Origin of the sequence: Variovorax paradoxus NBRC 15149 (genome assembly GCF_001591365.1) — a bacterium.
GTDB classification, from domain to species: Bacteria; Pseudomonadota; Gammaproteobacteria; order Burkholderiales; family Burkholderiaceae_C; genus Variovorax; species Variovorax paradoxus.
This window is the reverse complement of the sequence record NZ_BCUT01000005.1, coordinates 776,808-793,878: the sequence shown is the minus strand read 5'-3', so window position 1 is coordinate 793,878 and position 17,071 is coordinate 776,808. Positions and strand designations below refer to the sequence as shown.

Sequence of the window (17,071 nt, the reverse complement as noted above, 5' to 3'; positions counted from 1 at the left end):
CGAGACCCGGCCCCCGACCACAAAACAATTCAATGCGCCCTCACCTCCCCCCGAGCCAAAGCCAATTCCTCAAACGCAACTCCCAGAGCCCGAATCCCCAAAGGAATCTGCGAGGCAGCAATAGACGACAACCTCAACCGAAAAAACGGGCACGGATAAGGCGGCTTCGCAAAGAACACATCCCCCGCCTCGATCAGCACCCCATGGCTGCGCGCCATCAGCGACAGCTCGCCCGCGTCAACCCACGCCGGCGCCCGCACCCAGATCGACGCTCCGCCCTGCGGCAGCGTGAACTCGAACTCGGGCAGGTGCTCGCGCAGCGCCTTGGCCGCGAGCGCGAGCCGCTCCTGCATTGCGTGGTTCACGCGCCGCGCATGCGACTCGTGGTGCCCGAGCGAAAGGAACAGCGCGTACGCATGCTGCAAAAAGGCGCTCGGATGCCGGACCATCGCATGCCGTATGCCGCGCAGTTCCTTGATCAGCGCGCGCGGCGCCACGATGAAGCCGAGCCGCAGCGCGGGCGAAAGGCTCTTGGACACCGAGCCCACGTAGATCACGCGCCCGGTCTTGTCCAGGCTCTTGAGCGCCGGCATCGGCGTGCCTTCGTACAGGTTCTCGGCCTCGTAGTCGTCCTCGATGATCACGAAGTCCTGCAGCTCGGCCTTGCGCAGCAGCCACTGCCTGCGCTCCAGGCTCAGCGTGGCGGTGGTCGGGCTCTGGTGCGAAGGGGTCACGAAGAGATAGTCGGCCGCGGGCAGCGCATCGACCACCAGGCCCTCCTCGTCCACCGCCACCTCGACCCACTTGGGGTTGCGCATCGAGAAGCTGTTGCGCGCATGCGGATGGCCGGGCTCTTCCAGGCCGACGCGGGTGTGCTCGTCGAACAGCGCATCGGCCAAGAGGTAGTACGCATGCTGCGCGCCGAGCGTCACCAGGATTTCTTCCTTCAGCGCGAACACGCCGCGCTTGGGCAGCAAGCGCGTGCGGATCTGCTCGATCAGGTCGGGCACGTCGTCGGTCTCGAAGTCGGGCGTCCAGTGCGGCAGCTGCGAGCGCGCCAGGCTGCGCGCGCAGCACTCGCGAAAATCCTCGGTCGGAAAAAGCTGTGGGTCGTAGTTGCCGTAGACAAACGGGAACGGATAGTCGCGCCAGCGGTCGGGCTTGGCGAGCGTGGGCTTGCCCTCCAGCGAGCGCAGCACGCGCCCCGACCAGTCGGGCGGCTGGCTGGCCTGGCCGCTGCGGCCCACCAGCGGCTCGGCATGCGCAGCGGACAGCGGCCGCGCGTTGTGCGCCACGAACACGCCGCTGCGCGGACGCGCTTCCAGGAAGCCTTCGTCGATCAATTGCAGGTAGGCCGAAGTGACGGTGTTGCGGCTCAGCCCGAGCAGAGCGGCAAGCTCGCGCGACGAGGGCATCGAGGCACCGGGGCTCAGGTGGTCCTCGAGGATGGCCTGCACCACGGCGGCGCGCAGACGGGCTTGCAGCGGCAAGGCGGGCTGGTCGGGCAGCGCGAAGAGCTGCGCCCATTGAGTGGCTCTGGGGTTGGCCATGGTGCGCCGCAGTTTAGGGCAAGCGCGGCGTTCTGGCTCGGTCGAATCCCCGCATCTGGCCCTATCGCGCGGGCGGCCGGCTGCCTACGCTTGCGCCATTCAATCCCGGAGCCCCGCGTGACCGCACAGCCTTCTTCTTCCTCTTCTTCTGCTTCTTCCGTCAGCACCGAAACCCTGGCCGCCTTCAGCGATGCATGGAACCGCCACGACATCGACGCGCTGATGGGCTTCATGACCGCCGACTGCATCTTCCAGACAGCCGCCGGCCCCGACGCCTGCGGCACCCGCCACGTGGGCACCGAGGCGGTGCGAAAGGCCTTCGCGGCGGCATGGCAGGCGGTGCCCGATGCGCAGTGGGTCAACGGCCGGCATTTCGTGCACGGCGATTTCGGCACCTCGCAGTGGACCTTCACGGGCACCGCTTCCGACGGCAGCCGCATCGAGGCCGATGGCATCGACGTCTTCACCTTCAGGGGCGGAAAGATCCACCTGAAGAACGTGTTCCGCAAGGCCCGCCCCAACCTGCCGGCGGCCCGCTAGGCCCGCCGTTCCGGGAGCTCCCGCATCATGACCCTGTCCGGCACTGCCTCCTTCTCCGCACCGCAACCGCAACCACAGCCGCAGCCCCCGAGCCGGCCCTACGACCCGCGCTACGACCCGCTGGTCGCGCCCGATCCCGGCGCCGGCCGCGCCTATGCGCCCACCTGGTGGGTGGCCAGCGCCGGCACGCCGCCGGAGGACGACGGGCCGCTCGTGCACGACATCGATGTCGACGTGGCCATCATCGGCTCGGGTGCCACCGGCATGTCGACCGCGCTCTACCTGGCGCAGGAGCACGGCATCCAGGCCACGGTGCTCGAGGCCAACCAGGCGTCGTGGGGCTGCTCCAGCCGCAGCGGCGGCCAGGGGCAGAACGCGAGCGGCCGGCTCAAGCGCTCGCAGTGGATCCAGCGCTGGGGCCTGGACACCGCCAGGCGGCTCGACGCCGAGATCCGCGGCGGCTTCGAGAATTTCAAGCACCTGACCACGCAGATCGACTGCGACGCCTTCGATGGCGGCCATCTCTACCTGGCGCACCGGCCCGAAAAGCTCGCGGTGCTCGACGCCGAGGCGCGCGTGATGCGCGAGCAGTTCGGCTACGCCACGCGCATGCTGACGGCCGAAGAAGTGCGGCGCGACTACTGCGACGAGCGCGAGGCGGCCGGTGCCATGTTCGAGCCCGAAGGCGTGGGCATCCACCCGCTGAAGTTCACCTTCGGCCTGATGCGCAAGGCCCGCGCGCTGGGCGTGAAGGTGCACACCTCGAGCCCCGTGCAGGGCTGGCAGACCATCGACGGCGTGCACCACCTGCAGACGCCCGGCGGCGTGGTGCGCGCGCGCCGCGTGGCGGTGTGCACCGGCGGCTACACCGGGCAGGCGCTGAGCCCGCTCCTGAAGAACCGCATCATGCCGATCCTCTCCAACTCGGTGGTCACGCGCCCGCTCACCGAGGCCGAGCTGCAGGCCACCAACTTCAGGTCGCAGACCTTCCTGACCGACACGCGCACGCTGCGCTTCTACTACCGGCTGCTCAAGGGCAACCGGCTGCAGATCGGCAGCCGCAGTTCGGTGAGCGGCGCCGACGCCGAGCACCCGGTGCACCTGAAGCTGCTCACCGACGCCATCGCGCGCAAGTTCCCGCCGCTCGCGGGCATCCGCATCGACTACTCGTGGTGGGGCTGGGTCGACATGAGCCACGACATGATGCCGCGCATCACGCAGCCCGAGGCGGACCGGAAGATCTGGTATGCGGTGGGCTACGGCGGCAACGGCGTGTCCTTCTCGACCTGGGCCGGCAAGCGGCTGGCCGAGCGCGTGGCCGGCAAGGACACGGGCAAGGACGTGTTCGAGCTTCCGATCTACAAGTCGGCGCTGCCCTTTCCCAATGTGCTGGGGATGGTGGAATCGCCCGCCTTCGCGCCGTTCCGGCGCATCGGCCAGCGCATGCTCTACAAGTGGTATTGGCTGCGCGACGAGAAGTAGCGGTGCGGCGAGCAGGGCCTCGGGCCTTTTCTTCGCGCGCTGAGCCGGGCCGTGTTGCAATTGCATGTTTTCAACGTGCAAGCCACCGACGCATGACGACCTCTTCGCTCCTGATCCGCCCTCCGGCGCCCGACGACTACGCGGCATGGAAGCCGCTGTGGGACGGCTACAACGCCTTCTACCAGCGCGAGGGCCCCACGGCCCTGCCTGAGGAGATCACGCAGGTGACTTGGCAGCGCTTCTTCGATGCCTACGAGCCGGTGCACGCGCTGGTGGCCGAGCGCGACGGCCGGCTGGTGGGCCTCACCCACTACCTCTTTCACCGCAGCACCACGCGCATCGAGCCGAACTGCTACCTGCAGGACCTGTTCACGCTGCCCTCGGAGCGCGGCCGCGGCGTGGGGCGGCAGCTGATCGAAGGCGTGTACGCGCATGTGAAGCGCGTGGGCGCGCACCGCGTCTACTGGCAGACGCACACGACCAACGTCGCCGGGCGCGCGCTCTACGACAAGGTGGCCACGCACGACGGCTTCATCGTGTACGGCACCATGGTCTGAACATCGCCCGGTAAAGCTCAGTACTTGATGGTCACACCGGCCTTCACGCCGTTGTTGGCCTTGCCGTCCGTCAGCACGCCGCCCGTGAGCGACACATTGCCGCCCGTGCTCGCGCCCAGCGAGTAGGTGGGCCGCGGCGTGGAGGTGTCGGTGCCGATGTAGCTGCCGCTGCCGTCGGGCCGCTGCACGCCGACGGTCGCGCCCTTGGTGTAGGCCGAGGTTTCGGTGGAATTGATGTTGGGCGCCACGTAGACGGTGCCCTTGTCGTCGCTGTCCAGGGGCAGTTTCACCGGCTCCGCCATTGCGGCGGTGGCGATGGCGCAGCAGCACGCGGCCGCACTCGCCCACGCAAAGATCGATTTGCTCATGCCCTCGATCCTCGCGGCTGGGCCGCATCTTTCCTGTAGGACAAGAGGCAGCCCGGCCGGCAGGCGCTTTGTCATGGTTGGGGCGCGCGCGGTCGGGACGCTTGTCTCCCCGCAGAAGGGACGCACCGCTCATGTGCGCGGGCGCCGCAATTCCTACAGTGATTTCACGGGAAAACGCCTGGGTCCGCCATGGACCGCAGGCGTCGCCAGTTGGCAGATCACTTAGGGGAAACAAGCCGTGAAAAAGGTAAATCCATGAACAAGACCTTCCGAACCCTCTGGAATCCGGCGCTCGGCGCATGGGTGGCCGCGCCGGAAATCGCACGCGGCCATGTGCGCACGACCGGCCTGCATGCCGTTGCCATGGCGGTGCTGTGCCTGGGTGCCGGCCCGACCCTGGCCCAGGGCGGCGCAGGCGGCCAGCCGGTGGACAGCGCGCTGCACGCCGGCACCGGCGGCAGCAACGGCAGCGGCGGCGCGGGCGGACTCAATGACACCTCCGTTGCAGCGCATGGCGGCGACGGCGGATCGTCGACCGACGCCGCGGTCACGGCGGGCTCCGCCGCCGACGTCGGGAGTTTCAGCGGCGCCACCGCGGGCGCGGGCGGTGCGGCGGGCAGCTCCAGCACCGTCGTCTCCCCCGGCGTGCTGCAGGGAGCCAGCGGCGGCGCGGGCCAATCGCAGACCGGCGATTTCAGCAACGGCAATGGATACGGCGGCGGGGGCGGCGGCGGCTACTACGGCCTTTTGCTGGGCTCCAGCACCTTCGCGTCGTCCGGCAGCTACACCGGCGGCAGCGGAGGCGCGGGCGGCAACGGCTACTGGGCGGCCGGCGGCGGCGGCGCCGGCGGCTACGGCTCCGTGCTGATCGGCCCGCTCAGCAACTACGACGCCTTCGGCTCTTCCGTGGGCGGCACCGGCGGCAACGGTGGCAATGCTTATTCGCAGGGCGGCGGCGGCGGCAGTGGCGGCGGCGGATTCTTCATCAGCGCGGCAACGCCGGGCCTCGGCTTCGGCAACAGCGGCACGCTCGCGGGCGGTGCCGGCGGCGCGGGCGGGTCCGAACTGCTGCCGGCCCGAAGCAATGCCGCGGGCGGCGGCGGCGGCGCGGGCGGCGCCGGTGCCACGCTGGCCGGCAGCACCCTCGACGTGACCAACACCGGCCAGATCACCGGCGGCGCCGGCGGCGCTGGCGGTGCGGGCGGCGGCGGCGCGGGCGGCACCGGTGCGCCCGGCGGCGGCGGCGACGGCGGCGTGGGCCTTCTCTCCACCGGCAGCGGCGCGGCGATTGCCAACAGCGGCACCATCGCCGGCGGCGCGGGCGGCACCGGAGGGGCCAACAGCAACGGCGGCGCAAGCGGCGCGCCCGGCGCCGGCGGCGCCGGCATCGCGGGCGCCAACCTGAACATCAGCAACAGCGGCAGCATTTCAGGCGGCCTTGGCGGCGACGGCGCCACGCGCGCACCGGCCGTGTCGTTCACCGGCGGCAGCAACAGCCTGACCGTGAACACCGGCTCGTCGATGCTGGGCGCCATTGCCATCGGAAGCGGTGCCAGCGCCAGCGTGATCGCCGGCGCCGACGGCCTGAGCCTGGACAACGCACTGCTGCTGGGCGGCACGGGCACCATCGACACCAACGGCCACGGCATGGGCTGGTCGGGCCCGATCTCGGGCGCCGGCGACCTGGTGAAGGTCGGCGCGGGCACGCTGACCCTGAGCGGCACCAACACGAACACCGGCGCCACCAACGTCGCGGCCGGCACCCTGCGCGCCGGCGCGGCCGACACGCTCAGCAGCGCGAGCGCCTTCACCGTCAACGCGGGCGCCACGCTCGACCTGGCGGGCCATAGCCAGACGATCGCATCGATGGCCAACAGCGGCATCGTCTCGCTGCTGAGCGGCACGCCCGGTGCCACCCTCACGGTGCACGGCCCCTGGGTGGGCAACGACGGCACGCTGCGCCTGGGCACGGCGCTGGGCAACAGCGCCAGCCTGAGCGACCGGCTGATCCTCTGCGGCACCACCGCCATTGCCAGCGGCACCACCAACATACAGATCACCAACCTGGGCGGACTGGGCGCGCTGACCATCGGCAACGGCATCGAAGTGGTGACCGCGATGAACGGCGCCACCACCACGGCGCAGACCACCCGCGATGCCTTCCGCCTGGCAGGCGGCCACGTCGACGCCGGCGCCTACGAGTACCGGCTGCACGCCGCCGACGCGACCGGCGCGGGCGAGAACTGGTACCTGCGCTCCGGCGTCATCGTCGTGCCGCCGCCTCCTCCCCCACCGCCTCCGCCGCCTCCGCCACCTGCACCACCGGCGCCGCCCGCGCCACCGGCACCGCCTGCACCGCCGGCACCACCAGCACCCCCTGCGCCTGCGCCTGCGCCGGGCGACGGCGGCACCCCGCGAAGCAGCGACGGCGGCTTCCCGCCTGGGGGCGTGACGGTGCCCACCTACCGTGCCGAAGTCCCGCTGTATGCGGCGCTGCCCGAGCAGTTCCGCCAGTCCAACCTGGCCATGGTGGGCAACCTCCACCAGCGCGTGGGCGACGACGGCACGGCCGGCCTTGCCACGGCCACGCCCGAGCAGGGCTACCGCCAGGGCTGGGCCCGCATCATCAGCATGGACCGCACCATCGGCCAGGCCGGCACCGTGAGCCCCACCAGCAAGGGGCGCCTCACAGGCTTCCAGGCCGGCAACGACCTGTGGGCCGATCCCAACTGGCGCGTCGGCATCTATGTCGGCCAGCTCGAGGGCGACATGCGCGTGAACGGCTTTGCCCGCGGCGTGCAGGGCTATGGGGTCGGCTCGAGCGACCTGCGCAGCCAGTACCTGGGCGCCTACGCCACCTGGAAGAACGACAGCGGCCTGTACGTGGACGGCGTGCTGCAGGCCGGGCGCCACCGCTACACCGCGGCCACCACGCTGGGTTCGGCCGGCTCGGGCAAGGGCCACAGCCTGCTGGCCTCCATCGAGGTGGGCCAGGGCTTCCACATCTCGCCGGAGTGGATCGTCGAGCCGCAATTGCAGCTGGTGCACCAGCACGTGAGCCTGGACGACGCCGGCATCATCGGCGCGGTGGTGCAGCAGCACAGCCACAGCGGCTGGCTGGTGCGCGCCGGCGTGCGGGTCAAGGGCGAGATGACCACCAGCGCCGGCCCGCTGCAGCCCTATGCGCGGCTGAACCTCTACCGCAGCAGCAGCGGCACGGACGTCACGCGCTTCATCGGCCCCGCGGCCTTTACCGACATTGCCACCCGCACCGGCGGCACGAGCACCGAACTGGCGGCCGGCGCCACGCTGCAGCTCACGCAGAGCATGAGCCTGTATGGCGAGGTCGGCAAGTTCTGGGCTTCGGGCGGCGACGCGCGCATGAAGAGCGGCGTGAATGCCAGCGTGGGCCTGAAGATCCGCTGGTGAATGCGAGGCGCCCGGCGGGCGCCTTCGCCGCTACTTTGGCCGCACCGCCACGGCGGCCGGCGCGTCGGGCATCGCGAGCGGATTGCGCCCCGGCCCCTCGACGCGCGTCAGCGTGTTGCGGTCGGTGTGGTGGAAGGGCTCGGCCTGGCCCTGGATCTGCATCACCGTGTCCTGGTCGTAGGACCAGGTGCCGTCGGCGTTGATGGTTACCGTGATGTTCCACGCCAGCGTGGTGAACGCGTGCTCGATGAAGGGGTTGGACACGATACCGTTCACCAGGCTGCCGCGCTCGGCGCTGAGCGTGAAGCGCGTGTCGTCCGCCTTGGCATGGCCGCTGGCCATGGCCACCTGTCCGCGCGGAATGGCCAGCGTGTGCAGCACCGTGCCGGTGGCCGGCTCCCAGAGCCAGTAGCCCACCTGGTCGTGGTACATCTTGGTGAGGCCGGGCTTGTGGATGTAGGTGTGGTAGCGCAGGCCGTACAGCAACTGGGGGCCGTTGGTCTGCGGATCGATGGGCTGCAGCTCGTAGCGCTCGACATAGACCTGCGTCTTGGGGCCTTCGCGCTTGGGCTTGACGTCCACGCCGCGGCTGCCCTCCCAGATGCCGGCCATGGCGCGCAGCGGCCCGAGGTTGGCGAGCGTGTCGGGGTCGGCGTTGGGCTCGGTGTAGATGTCTTCGGTGGGGTTCATGGTGTGCGGACTTCTTCTGATTTCTGGTGGGGTGAACGGGCTCGGGCCCTAGTCGTCCATCGTCGATGCCGACTTGTCGGCCGTGGCCAGCACCCGGTCGATGCGGCGCCCCTCGAGCGCGGCAATCTCGAAATGCCAGCCCGCGCAGTCGATGACTTCGCCGGTCTTGGGCAGGTGGCCGGAAACGGCCATCAGCAGGCCGGCCACGGTGTTGTAGCGCCCGCGCTCTTCTTCCGGCAGCTCGCGGATGCCGAGCCTCGCGCGCAGCTCCGACACCGGCATCAGCCCGTCGAGCTCCCACACGCCGTCGGGCCGCTCGCGCGCCCAGGCGTCGGTCAGCGTGCCGGGCTGCAGTTCGCCGGTGATGGCCTCGAGCATGTCGCGCGGCGTCATGAGGCCCTGCACCACGCCGTATTCGTCGACCACGAACACCAGCCGGCCGCCGCGTTCGCGGAACTGCTCGAGCAGCTCCATGCCGGTGAGCGTCTCGGGCACGAACACGGCCGGCGCCGCTTCCTGGCCCAACACGCCGACATGGCCGGTGCCAAGGCGCAGCAGGTGCGCCACGCTGATCACGCCGACCACGTCGTCGAGCGAATTGCGGCACACCGGATACCAGGAATGCACCAGGTTGAGCGCGCCGGCGTCGGCCACTTTCTGCAGCGCCTCGGCCACCGTGTCGGAGGCGTCGAGCCATTCGATGTCGGCGCGCGGGATCATCAGCGACGACAGCCGGCGGTCGTCCAGGTGGAACACGTTGCGCACCATCTGGTGCTCGTGCTGCTCGATCACGCCGGCGTCCACGCCCTCTTCCAGGCTGGCCGAGATTTCTTCCTCGGTCATGGAGCGCGCGGCATTGGCGTCGATGCGCAGCAGCTTCAGCACGGCGGCCGTGGCGCTCGCGAGCAGCCAGACGAACGGCTTGGCGCCCTTGGCAAGACTGCGCATCGGGCGCGACACCCAGCGCGCCACGGGTTCCGGGTAGAGCTGGCCGATCCGCTTGGGCACCAGCTCGCCGAAGATGATGGTGAAGAAGGTGATGCCGGTCACCACCACCGCGGTGGACACCACGCTGGCCGTGCCGCGGCCCATCCCCAGATTCTCCATCCAGACCGCGAGCGGCGCCGCGAAGGCGGCCTCGCCCACGATACCGCTGAGCATGCCGATGGAGGTGATGCCGATCTGCACGGTCGACAGGAAGTGGGTCGGCTCCTCCATCAGCCGGAGCGCGGCCTCCGCCCCGGTATCGCCCGTCTCGGCCAGTGCTGCCAGGCGCGCACGCCGGCTGGTTGAAAGGGCCATTTCGGACATCGCAAACAACGCATTCAGCGTGGTCAGCAAGGCCAGCAGGAGAACATCCATGAACGGGGGGTGAAAATGAGGACATGGCACTTTACTTGATCGGCGATATCCAGGGCTGCGACGCCGCCCTCCAGAAACTGCTCGACAAGATCGGTTTTTCACCCAGCCGCGACACCATCGTGCTGCTGGGCGACCTGGTCAACCGGGGTCCCGATTCGGCCGCCGTGCTGCGGCGCGTGCAGGGCTACGGCGCCTCGGCGCTGAGCCTGCTGGGCAACCACGACCTGCACCTGCTGGGCGTGGCGCACGGCGCGCGCAAGTCCAGCCGCAAGGACACGCTGGCCGGCCTGCTCGAAGCGCCCGACAGCGAAGCCATGCTCGAATGGGTGCGCCAGCAGCACATGGCGCTGCACATGCAGATCGATGGCGGCGACCTGCTCATGGTGCATGCCGGCGTGCTGCCGCAGTGGACGGTCGGCGACACGCTTGCGCTGGCGTCGGAGGTCGAATCGGTGCTGCGCGGCCCGGCGCTGGGCGAATTCCTGCTTGGCATGTACGGCAACGAGCCTGCGCAATGGAGCGACGCGCTCACAGGCAGCGCACGGCTGCGCACCATCGTGAACGCGCTCACGCGGCTGCGCTTTTGCACCGCCGAGGGCGTGATGGAATTCGAGAGCAAGGACGGCATGCTGCCCGGCCCCGAAGGCTTCGTGCCCTGGTTCGACGTGCCCGGCCGCAAGACCGCCAATGCCACCATCGCCTTCGGCCACTGGTCCACGCTGGGCTGGCTCTCGCGGCCCGACCTGCTCTCCACCGACACCGGCTGCGTCTGGGGCGGGTGCCTGAGCGCGGTGCGCATCGGCGCTACCCTGGACGAGCGCGAGCTGATCCAGGTGAAGTGCGAGCAGTCGCAAGAGCCCGGCAAGCCGGACTGAGCGGCCTCAGCCGCGCGTCAGCCTGAAGCGGTCGAGCGCCATGCGCTGCCGGCCCTCGGCATCGAAGTTCGCGGGCGCGAGCCAGCGCTCGAAGGCCGTGCGCAGCATGGGCCACTCGCCGTCGGTGATCGAGAACCACGCGGTGTCGCGGCTGCGGCCCTTGTAGACCACCGCCTGCCGGAAGACACCTTCGAATCGGAACCCCAGGCGCATGGCTGCGCGCTTCGATGGCTCGTTGAAGTTGTCGCACTTCCATTCGTAGCGCCGGTAGCCGAGTTCGTCGAACGCGAGCTTCATCAGCAGGTACTGGGCTTCGGTCGACATCGGCGTGTGCTTCAGCAGCGGCGAGAAGTTGACGCTGCCGACCTCGATCGCGCCGTTCGCGGGGTCGATGCGCATCAGCGCGAGCGTACCTATGGCGCGGCCGCTCTGCCGGTCGACGACCGCGAAGTGCATCGGATCGGCGCTTTGCGCAGCGCGCTCGATGTGGGCACGGGTGCCCGCGAGATCCGCGGGCCGTTCGACGCCCAGGTAGGTCCAGTCGCGGCCGTCGGGTGCCTGCGCGTAGGCGGCATGGAGGTCGTCGGCATGCCTTGCGGCGTCGAGCGGTTCGAGCACGCAGTACCGGCCTTCGATGGCGCGGCGCGGCGGCAGCGGGCGCGCGGTCCAACCGGGCAGCAGCGGGCCGACCGGCTGGCCGTATGCGTTGTGGCGATCTGGCATGGAGAAAAGCTTTCAGCGGAGGAGATGGATGAAGCGGCACGGCCGAGGGAACCGCTAAAGTACCCTTTGCGTGGCGCCACAGGAAGCGCCACGATCCCTTCATTTCATGGTGCCACGCGCCCTCTTCGCTCATGAGCCCGCCACCCCGCAATGCCACCGCCACCGCATGGCTCGAATCCCCGCTCGCCAGGGAGCGCGAGGCCGGCCCGATGCAGCGCCAGCTGCACGAGCGCCTGAAGCGCGCCATTCTCGATGGCGGCCTGGCGCCGGGAAGCCGGCTGCCCGGTTCGCGCGCGCTGGCCGAGGCGCTCTCGGTTTCCCGCAACACCGTCACCGCGGCCTACGAGCACCTGGCGGCCGAAGGCTATGTGCAGCCCGACCGGCAAGGCACGCGCGTGACCGAACTGGCACCGCCCGCAAAGGCCATGCGCGCCGCCAGATCCGGCACCGCGCCGGCCACGGCGCGGCGGCTCGCACGCATCCAGCCCGGCGCGCCCCGCGCCGAGATGGACGCGGCCCTGCGGCCCGGCATGCCCGCGCTCTCGCACTTTCCCGCGGCCGCATGGCGCCGCGCCGTCGACCGTGCGATCCGCAGTGCCAGCCCCGCCACGCTCGGCTATGGCGATCCGCTGGGCGAACCGCCGCTGCGCGCGGCCATCGCGCGGCACCTGGCGATTGCGCGCGGCGTGCGCTGCGAGCCGCACCAGGTCGTGATTGCCGAGGGCGCGCAGGAAGCCATTGCGCTGTGCGTGCGGCTGCTGTCGAACCCCGGCGATACCGGCTGGGTCGAAGACCCGGGCTACCGCGGCGCGAAGGCAGCCATGCATGCCGGCGACATGCGCATCGTGCCGATGCGTGTCGATGCCGAAGGCCTGTGCGCGAGCGAGCGCGACTGGCACAAACACCCGCCCCGGCTGGTCTACACCACGCCTTCGCACCAGTACCCGGCCGGTGCGGTGCTGAGCATTGCGCGCCGCCTGGCGCTGATCGCACAGGCGCGCCGCCATGGTGCCTGGATCATCGAGGACGACTACGACAGCGAGTTCCGCCACACCGGCGAACCCATCGGCGCGATGCAGGGCTTGGTGGACGATGCGCCTGTGCTCTATGTGGGCACCTTCAGCAAGACCATGTTTCCGTCGCTGCGGCTGGGCTTCGTGGTGCTGCCCGCGCCGCTCATGGCCACGGTGCAGAAGCCGCTCGAGGAAATGCTGCGCGGCGGGCACCGCCACGAGCAGCTCGCGATGGCCGACTTCATCGAGAGCGGCCAGTTCAGCCGCCACCTGGGCCGCATGCGGCGCCTCTACCGCGAGCGGCAACAGGCGCTGCGGGCGGCGCTCGCACGGCACTTCAAGGTGCCGCACGAGATCGACGGCGGCTACTGCGGACTGCACCTCACGGTGCGGCTGCCGCCGCGCTTCGACGACCAGCGCATCGCCGCCGATGCGCTGCGCCACCGGCTCGCGCCCACCGCGCTGTCGAGCTTTGCGATGCGGCCGCGGCCTTCGGACAACGGATTGGTGCTGGGCTATGGCAACACATCGGCGGAGCTCTTCGAGCCGCTGGTCAAAAGACTGTCGCAGCTGGCGCGTGCGGCGGAACGCAATTAAGAGTTCTTTTGTTTGAATAAAAACCGGATCGCGAATTCATTGACTACATACGTCGTATGAGTGCGTTTTTCCGGAAATTCAAATCGCTGCTGCAACTGCAACAAAATCCCCCAAAACGAAAGAGAACTTGCGCCTCGCCGCGCATTGAAATCGCATAATTGCGATCGCTTGAAACGTCTTGTCGCAGCGTACGACAACGACGCATCCAGAGCGGCCACGTCGCCCTCTTAAGCAAAAAGTAATCAACAAAAGCGACTGCAGGGAGTCCGCGTGAAACACGCCATTGCGACATCATCCGTCGCGTCCCCGGCGATCTTGCCGATCGCGTGGAGGCGCCATCCATGAAGCGCCGCGTCACCATCCAGACGCCGCTGGGCGAGGCACTGCAATTCCATCGGCTGGCGGGGCGCGAGGCGCTCAGCCAGGCCTATGCCTTCGACCTGGAATTGCTGGGCAGCAGCAATGCGCTGGACCCCAAGTCCGTCCTGGGCAAGCCCGCCACCGTGGTGATGGAAACCGAGAGCGGCGCCCCGCGCTACCTGGCCGGCCTCGTCACCCGCTTCGGCCTGTCGCACGAAGACGACCGCCAGGCCTTCTACAGGATGCGGCTGCGCCCCTGGCTGTGGCTGGCCACGCGCCGCTCCGACTTCCGCATCTTCCAGGACCAGACCGTGCCCGAGATCGTTGCGGCCGTGCTGGGCCGCTACGGCCACCCGATGGAGCAGAAGCTCCACCGCAGCTACCGCCCGTGGACCTACTGCGTGCAATACCACGAGAGCGACTTCGACTTCATCTCGCGGCTGTGCGAGCACGAAGGTATCTACTACCACTTCCGCCACGAAGCCGAGCAGCATGTGCTGGTCTTCGCCGACGACATCGCCGCCTCCCACGCCCCGCTGCACGGCGGAGAGACGGTTCGCTACCACCCGCACGAGAAGGCCGGCATGACCGGTGGGCTGGAGGCCAGCGAACGCATCTACGAATGGGCGTCCTCGGAGGAAGTGCGCCCGGGCCACTACTTCAACGACGACTACGACTTCGAGAAGCCCCGAGCCGAGTTGTCGCACCTGCGGCAAATGCCGCCCGGGCACGACCACGACGACTTCGAACGCTATGAATGGCCGGGCGGCTTCACCCAGCACGACGATGGCGAAAGCTATGCGCGCGTCCGCACCGAAGAACAGTTGAGCGAACGCAGCCGGGCCACAGGCCGCGCCAACCGGCGCGATCTGGCCCCGGGCTGCACCTTCACGCTCACGCACCATCCGCGTCAAGATCAGAACAGGGAGCATCTGCTGCTGGCCGTCGACTACGACCTTCAAGAGAACCTCCAAGCCAGCGAAGGCGCGAACGCCTCCGAGGGCTCGGTGCAGCGCTTCGCCTTCGAGGCCCAGCCCACCAGCTACGCCTGGCGTCCTCCGCGCACCACGCCCAAGCCGTGGACCGATGGCCCGCAGACCGCGTTGGTGGTCGGCCCGGCCGGCGAAGAAATCTGGACTGACCAGTATGGCCGCGTCAAGGTCCAGTTCCACTGGGACCGCATCGGCCAGCGCAACGAGAACTCGAGCTGCTGGGTGCGCGTGTCCACGGCCTGGGCCGGCGCCACCTTCGGCGCGGCCGCGCTGCCGCGCATCGGCCAGGAAGTGATCGTCGACTTCCTCAACGGCGACCCCGACCACCCGATCGTCACCGGCCGGGTGCACAACGCCGACGAAATGCCCGCGTGGGAACTGCCGCATCAGAAGCAGTTGTCAGGCCTGCGCAGCCGCGAGCTCGGCGGCAGCCGCTCCAACCACCTGGCGCTCGATGATTCCAGCGGCAAGGTGCAGGCCCAACTCAAGAGCGACCACCAGAGCACCAGCCTGAGCCTGGGCCACGTCGGACGCATCGACGATGTCTCCGGCCGCCGGGACGACCGGGGCCAAGGGGCTGAACTGCGCACCGATGGACACGGCGCCCTGCGGGCCGGCCAGGGCCTGCTGCTGAGCACCGAGGCGCGCCCCAACGCCCAGGCCCACATCACCGACATGCCCGAGACGGTCGCCCGGCTCACAGAGGGGCGCGATCTGCACGAAAGCCTGAGCCAGGCCGCGCAGGCGGCCAAGGCCCACGAGCCCGGCGACCAGGACGAGGTGGCCAAGGCGCTGAAGGCGCAGAACGACGCCATCAAGGGCAGCGGCGGAGACAAGGCGCACGGCCTCTTCCCCGAATTCCAGGAGCCGCACCTCACGCTGGCCAGTCCCGCGGGCATCCAGACGACGACGCAGGGCTCGACCCACATCGTGAGCGGCGAGCACACCGCCATCACCAGCGGCGCGCACACCAGCCTGGCCACCGGCAACAGCTTCCTGGTGAGCGCCAAGAATGCGGTGCGCCTGTCCGCGGCCAACGCCGGCATCCGCATGACCGCCGCGAAGGACGACATCGACATCACGGCCATGAAAGCCAGCATCAACGCGCTGGCCAAGCTCAACATCAAGCTGGAAGCCGACCGGATCACCATCACGGCCAGGGACGAGGTGCTGATCAACGGCGGCTCCAGCTACACCCGGTGGAATGCGAATGGCATCGAGAGCGGCACCAATGGGCAGTGGCGCGCGCATGCGGCTTCGCATTCGATGGTGGGACCGAAGAGCCTGCCGACCTCCAAGGGCTACGAGGCCAAGTGCGACCTGCAGGACAGCGGCGCCGCGGGCGGCGCATCGGCCTCCCGTTAATGAACAGCGCGCTGCCCGTGCACCCGGATGCCTCGCTTCTGCTGCGCAGTCTGCAAAAGGGCTTTGCCAGGGCGCGGACGCAGGCGTCGCCTGCGCATACCTCCGTCGCCCGACCGTTGTCGGCCTTCCTGGTGCTCGAACGCTGGCGAGACAACCCGCTCGCCGAGCACCTGCAGGAGCACCATCCGCTGCTGGCCGACGAACGTGTCGACGTGCCCGACGAGATCTACCGCGGACGCCCCGAAGCAGCGCCCACCCTCGTGCCGCTGCCCGAAGACTGGGTAATCGATGAGACCGGTGTGAGCACCCAGGCTGTCCTGCACACGATGGCGCTCGCGCTGGCCGCGGCACGGCTGCAGAGCGAGCGCCGCCTTGTGGAGCAGATGTTGTGCGCCATCGTCTTCAGTCCGGCAACGCCTGCGAGCATTGCAATGCACTGGGCCCGGCTCGGCTTTCAGACCTCGCCCGCTGACGGAAAAGACAAACTGTTCCGCTATCAGGATGCACGCGTCATGCAGCGCGTGTGGCCGCTGCTCGACAACGAGCAGCGCTTGCAGTGGCTCGGGCCAGTGACGGAGTGGTGGGCGTTGAGCCAACCCTGGCGGCCTTGGCCATACGCCGAAGCATTCGCCACCGGTGAAGAAGTTCCTGCCGGCAGTGGCGAAGATGCGCCCGAATGGTTCATTGCCACCCGGCCGGTCTTGTCCCAGGCTGCGGCTCCAGAACCACGGCACGAAACCATGCGCCATCTTCTGCGCCTCGATCAATGGCATGCGGCACACGGCGCAACGACGGGTACACGGCTGTGGCTGAGCATGGCTTCGCGACGAATCCCCGTTCAACGCCAACCCGATGGAGAGACGATGACCCGGCTCCTTCGCCAAGGGGTTGAATTGGGATTGAGCCAGGAATCGGATCTGTCCGAATTCGTGGACGCGTCATGGCGGGCGCATCACTACGATGACCGACTCATCGTGCGCGACTGGTCGACACCCCGGGACGCGGCCGTGTTGCGGCAGACGCTCGCCCTGATGCATCCGACGCGCGATCGCATGGGCCAGCCGGGCAACAGCCACGTTGCTTCACCTGGCTTTGCCAGCGCGCTGCATGAAGCCGAGCAAGCCCTCTCGATCTCGACCAAACCAAACACTCCGCGGAGAGACTGAAG

13 protein-coding genes are annotated in these 17,071 nt (G+C 69.2%); 8 read left to right on the top strand and 5 right to left on the bottom strand.

Going from position 1 to position 17,071, the window contains the following annotated elements; genetic code table 11:
* Nucleotides 1-29: 29 nt before the first annotated feature.
* Nucleotides 30-1,550: a MocR-like pyridoxine biosynthesis transcription factor PdxR gene (gene pdxR / locus VPA02S_RS24075; protein ID WP_062365987.1), complete on the bottom strand. Its 1,521-nt coding sequence runs from the start codon at nucleotides 1,548-1,550 to the stop codon at nucleotides 30-32.
* A gap of 117 nt (nucleotides 1,551-1,667) precedes the next feature.
* Here pdxR (VPA02S_RS24075) and VPA02S_RS24070 point away from each other — a divergent pair, with 117 nt between their 5' ends.
* From VPA02S_RS24070 to VPA02S_RS24060, 3 genes are all read left to right on the top strand, one after another.
* Nucleotides 1,668-2,090, top strand: a complete 423-nt coding sequence (locus VPA02S_RS24070; RefSeq protein WP_062365985.1) for a nuclear transport factor 2 family protein — start codon at nucleotides 1,668-1,670, stop codon at nucleotides 2,088-2,090.
* Nucleotides 2,091-2,117: 27 nt separating this feature from the next.
* The gene (locus VPA02S_RS24065; RefSeq protein WP_062365983.1) at nucleotides 2,118-3,572 is read left to right on the top strand and encodes an NAD(P)/FAD-dependent oxidoreductase; all 1,455 of its coding nucleotides are present in this window, start codon (nucleotides 2,118-2,120) and stop codon (nucleotides 3,570-3,572) included.
* Nucleotides 3,573-3,664: 92 nt separating this feature from the next.
* A complete protein-coding gene (locus VPA02S_RS24060; protein WP_062365981.1) occupies nucleotides 3,665-4,129 on the top strand; it encodes a GNAT family N-acetyltransferase in 465 nt (154 codons plus the stop codon).
* Nucleotides 4,130-4,146: 17 nt separating this feature from the next.
* Here the strand turns inward: VPA02S_RS24060 and VPA02S_RS24055 are convergent, their stop codons facing one another.
* Nucleotides 4,147-4,497 (bottom strand): hypothetical protein, encoded by a 351-nt coding sequence (locus tag VPA02S_RS24055; RefSeq protein WP_015866628.1) that lies wholly within the window; start codon nucleotides 4,495-4,497, stop codon nucleotides 4,147-4,149.
* Between the two features lie 255 nt (nucleotides 4,498-4,752).
* Between VPA02S_RS24055 and VPA02S_RS24050 the strand changes: the two genes are divergently transcribed.
* Nucleotides 4,753-7,926, top strand: a complete 3,174-nt coding sequence (locus tag VPA02S_RS24050; protein WP_062365979.1) for an autotransporter outer membrane beta-barrel domain-containing protein — start codon at nucleotides 4,753-4,755, stop codon at nucleotides 7,924-7,926.
* A 30-nt stretch (nucleotides 7,927-7,956) separates the two neighbouring features.
* Here VPA02S_RS24050 and VPA02S_RS24045 read toward each other — a convergent pair whose 3' ends face one another.
* A complete protein-coding gene (locus tag VPA02S_RS24045) occupies nucleotides 7,957-8,616 on the bottom strand; it encodes an FABP family protein (RefSeq protein WP_018907427.1) in 660 nt (219 codons plus the stop codon).
* A gap of 48 nt (nucleotides 8,617-8,664) precedes the next feature.
* Nucleotides 8,665-9,978 carry a hemolysin family protein gene (locus VPA02S_RS24040; RefSeq protein ID WP_015866631.1) on the bottom strand — a complete coding sequence of 438 codons (1,314 nt, stop codon included), beginning with the start codon at nucleotides 9,976-9,978 and terminating at the stop codon, nucleotides 8,665-8,667.
* Nucleotides 9,979-10,001: 23 nt separating this feature from the next.
* Here VPA02S_RS24040 and VPA02S_RS24035 point away from each other — a divergent pair, with 23 nt between their 5' ends.
* The gene (locus VPA02S_RS24035; RefSeq protein ID WP_062365977.1) at nucleotides 10,002-10,853 is read left to right on the top strand and encodes a symmetrical bis(5'-nucleosyl)-tetraphosphatase; all 852 of its coding nucleotides are present in this window, start codon (nucleotides 10,002-10,004) and stop codon (nucleotides 10,851-10,853) included.
* Between the two features lie 6 nt (nucleotides 10,854-10,859).
* Here the strand turns inward: VPA02S_RS24035 and VPA02S_RS24030 are convergent, their stop codons facing one another.
* On the bottom strand, nucleotides 10,860-11,576 hold the full coding sequence (locus VPA02S_RS24030; protein ID WP_062365976.1) for a GNAT family N-acetyltransferase: 717 nt from the start codon (nucleotides 11,574-11,576) through the stop codon (nucleotides 10,860-10,862).
* Between the two features lie 131 nt (nucleotides 11,577-11,707).
* Between VPA02S_RS24030 and pdxR (VPA02S_RS24025) the strand changes: the two genes are divergently transcribed.
* From pdxR (VPA02S_RS24025) to VPA02S_RS24015, 3 genes are all read left to right on the top strand, one after another.
* Nucleotides 11,708-13,186: a MocR-like pyridoxine biosynthesis transcription factor PdxR gene (pdxR, locus tag VPA02S_RS24025; RefSeq protein ID WP_062365975.1), complete on the top strand. Its 1,479-nt coding sequence runs from the start codon at nucleotides 11,708-11,710 to the stop codon at nucleotides 13,184-13,186.
* Nucleotides 13,187-13,527: 341 nt separating this feature from the next.
* Nucleotides 13,528-15,903: a type VI secretion system Vgr family protein gene (locus VPA02S_RS24020; protein ID WP_062365973.1), complete on the top strand. Its 2,376-nt coding sequence runs from the start codon at nucleotides 13,528-13,530 to the stop codon at nucleotides 15,901-15,903.
* Nucleotides 15,903-17,069 (top strand): DUF4123 domain-containing protein, encoded by a 1,167-nt coding sequence (locus VPA02S_RS24015; protein ID WP_062365971.1) that lies wholly within the window; start codon nucleotides 15,903-15,905, stop codon nucleotides 17,067-17,069. The genes VPA02S_RS24020 and VPA02S_RS24015 overlap by 1 nt, the downstream gene beginning before the upstream one ends.
* The last annotated feature ends 2 nt before the right edge of the window (nucleotides 17,070-17,071 follow it).

Bases quoted from the DNA above. Each gene is read 5' to 3' on its own strand.
- pdxR (WP_062365987.1), bottom strand. From the start codon at position 1,550: ATGGCCAACCCCAGAGCCACTCAATGGGCGCAGCTCTTCGCGCTGCCC.
- VPA02S_RS24065 (WP_062365983.1), top strand. From the start codon at position 2,118: ATGACCCTGTCCGGCACTGCCTCCTTCTCCGCACCGCAACCGCAACCA.
- VPA02S_RS24060 (WP_062365981.1), top strand. From the start codon at position 3,665: ATGACGACCTCTTCGCTCCTGATCCGCCCTCCGGCGCCCGACGACTAC.
- VPA02S_RS24055 (WP_015866628.1), bottom strand. From the start codon at position 4,497: ATGAGCAAATCGATCTTTGCGTGGGCGAGTGCGGCCGCGTGCTGCTGC.
- VPA02S_RS24050 (WP_062365979.1), top strand. From the start codon at position 4,753: ATGAACAAGACCTTCCGAACCCTCTGGAATCCGGCGCTCGGCGCATGG.
- VPA02S_RS24045 (WP_018907427.1), bottom strand. From the start codon at position 8,616: ATGAACCCCACCGAAGACATCTACACCGAGCCCAACGCCGACCCCGAC.
- VPA02S_RS24040 (WP_015866631.1), bottom strand. From the start codon at position 9,978: ATGGATGTTCTCCTGCTGGCCTTGCTGACCACGCTGAATGCGTTGTTT.
- VPA02S_RS24035 (WP_062365977.1), top strand. From the start codon at position 10,002: ATGGCACTTTACTTGATCGGCGATATCCAGGGCTGCGACGCCGCCCTC.
- VPA02S_RS24030 (WP_062365976.1), bottom strand. From the start codon at position 11,576: ATGCCAGATCGCCACAACGCATACGGCCAGCCGGTCGGCCCGCTGCTG.
- pdxR (WP_062365975.1), top strand. From the start codon at position 11,708: ATGAGCCCGCCACCCCGCAATGCCACCGCCACCGCATGGCTCGAATCC.
- VPA02S_RS24020 (WP_062365973.1), top strand. From the start codon at position 13,528: ATGAAGCGCCGCGTCACCATCCAGACGCCGCTGGGCGAGGCACTGCAA.
- VPA02S_RS24015 (WP_062365971.1), top strand. From the start codon at position 15,903: ATGAACAGCGCGCTGCCCGTGCACCCGGATGCCTCGCTTCTGCTGCGC.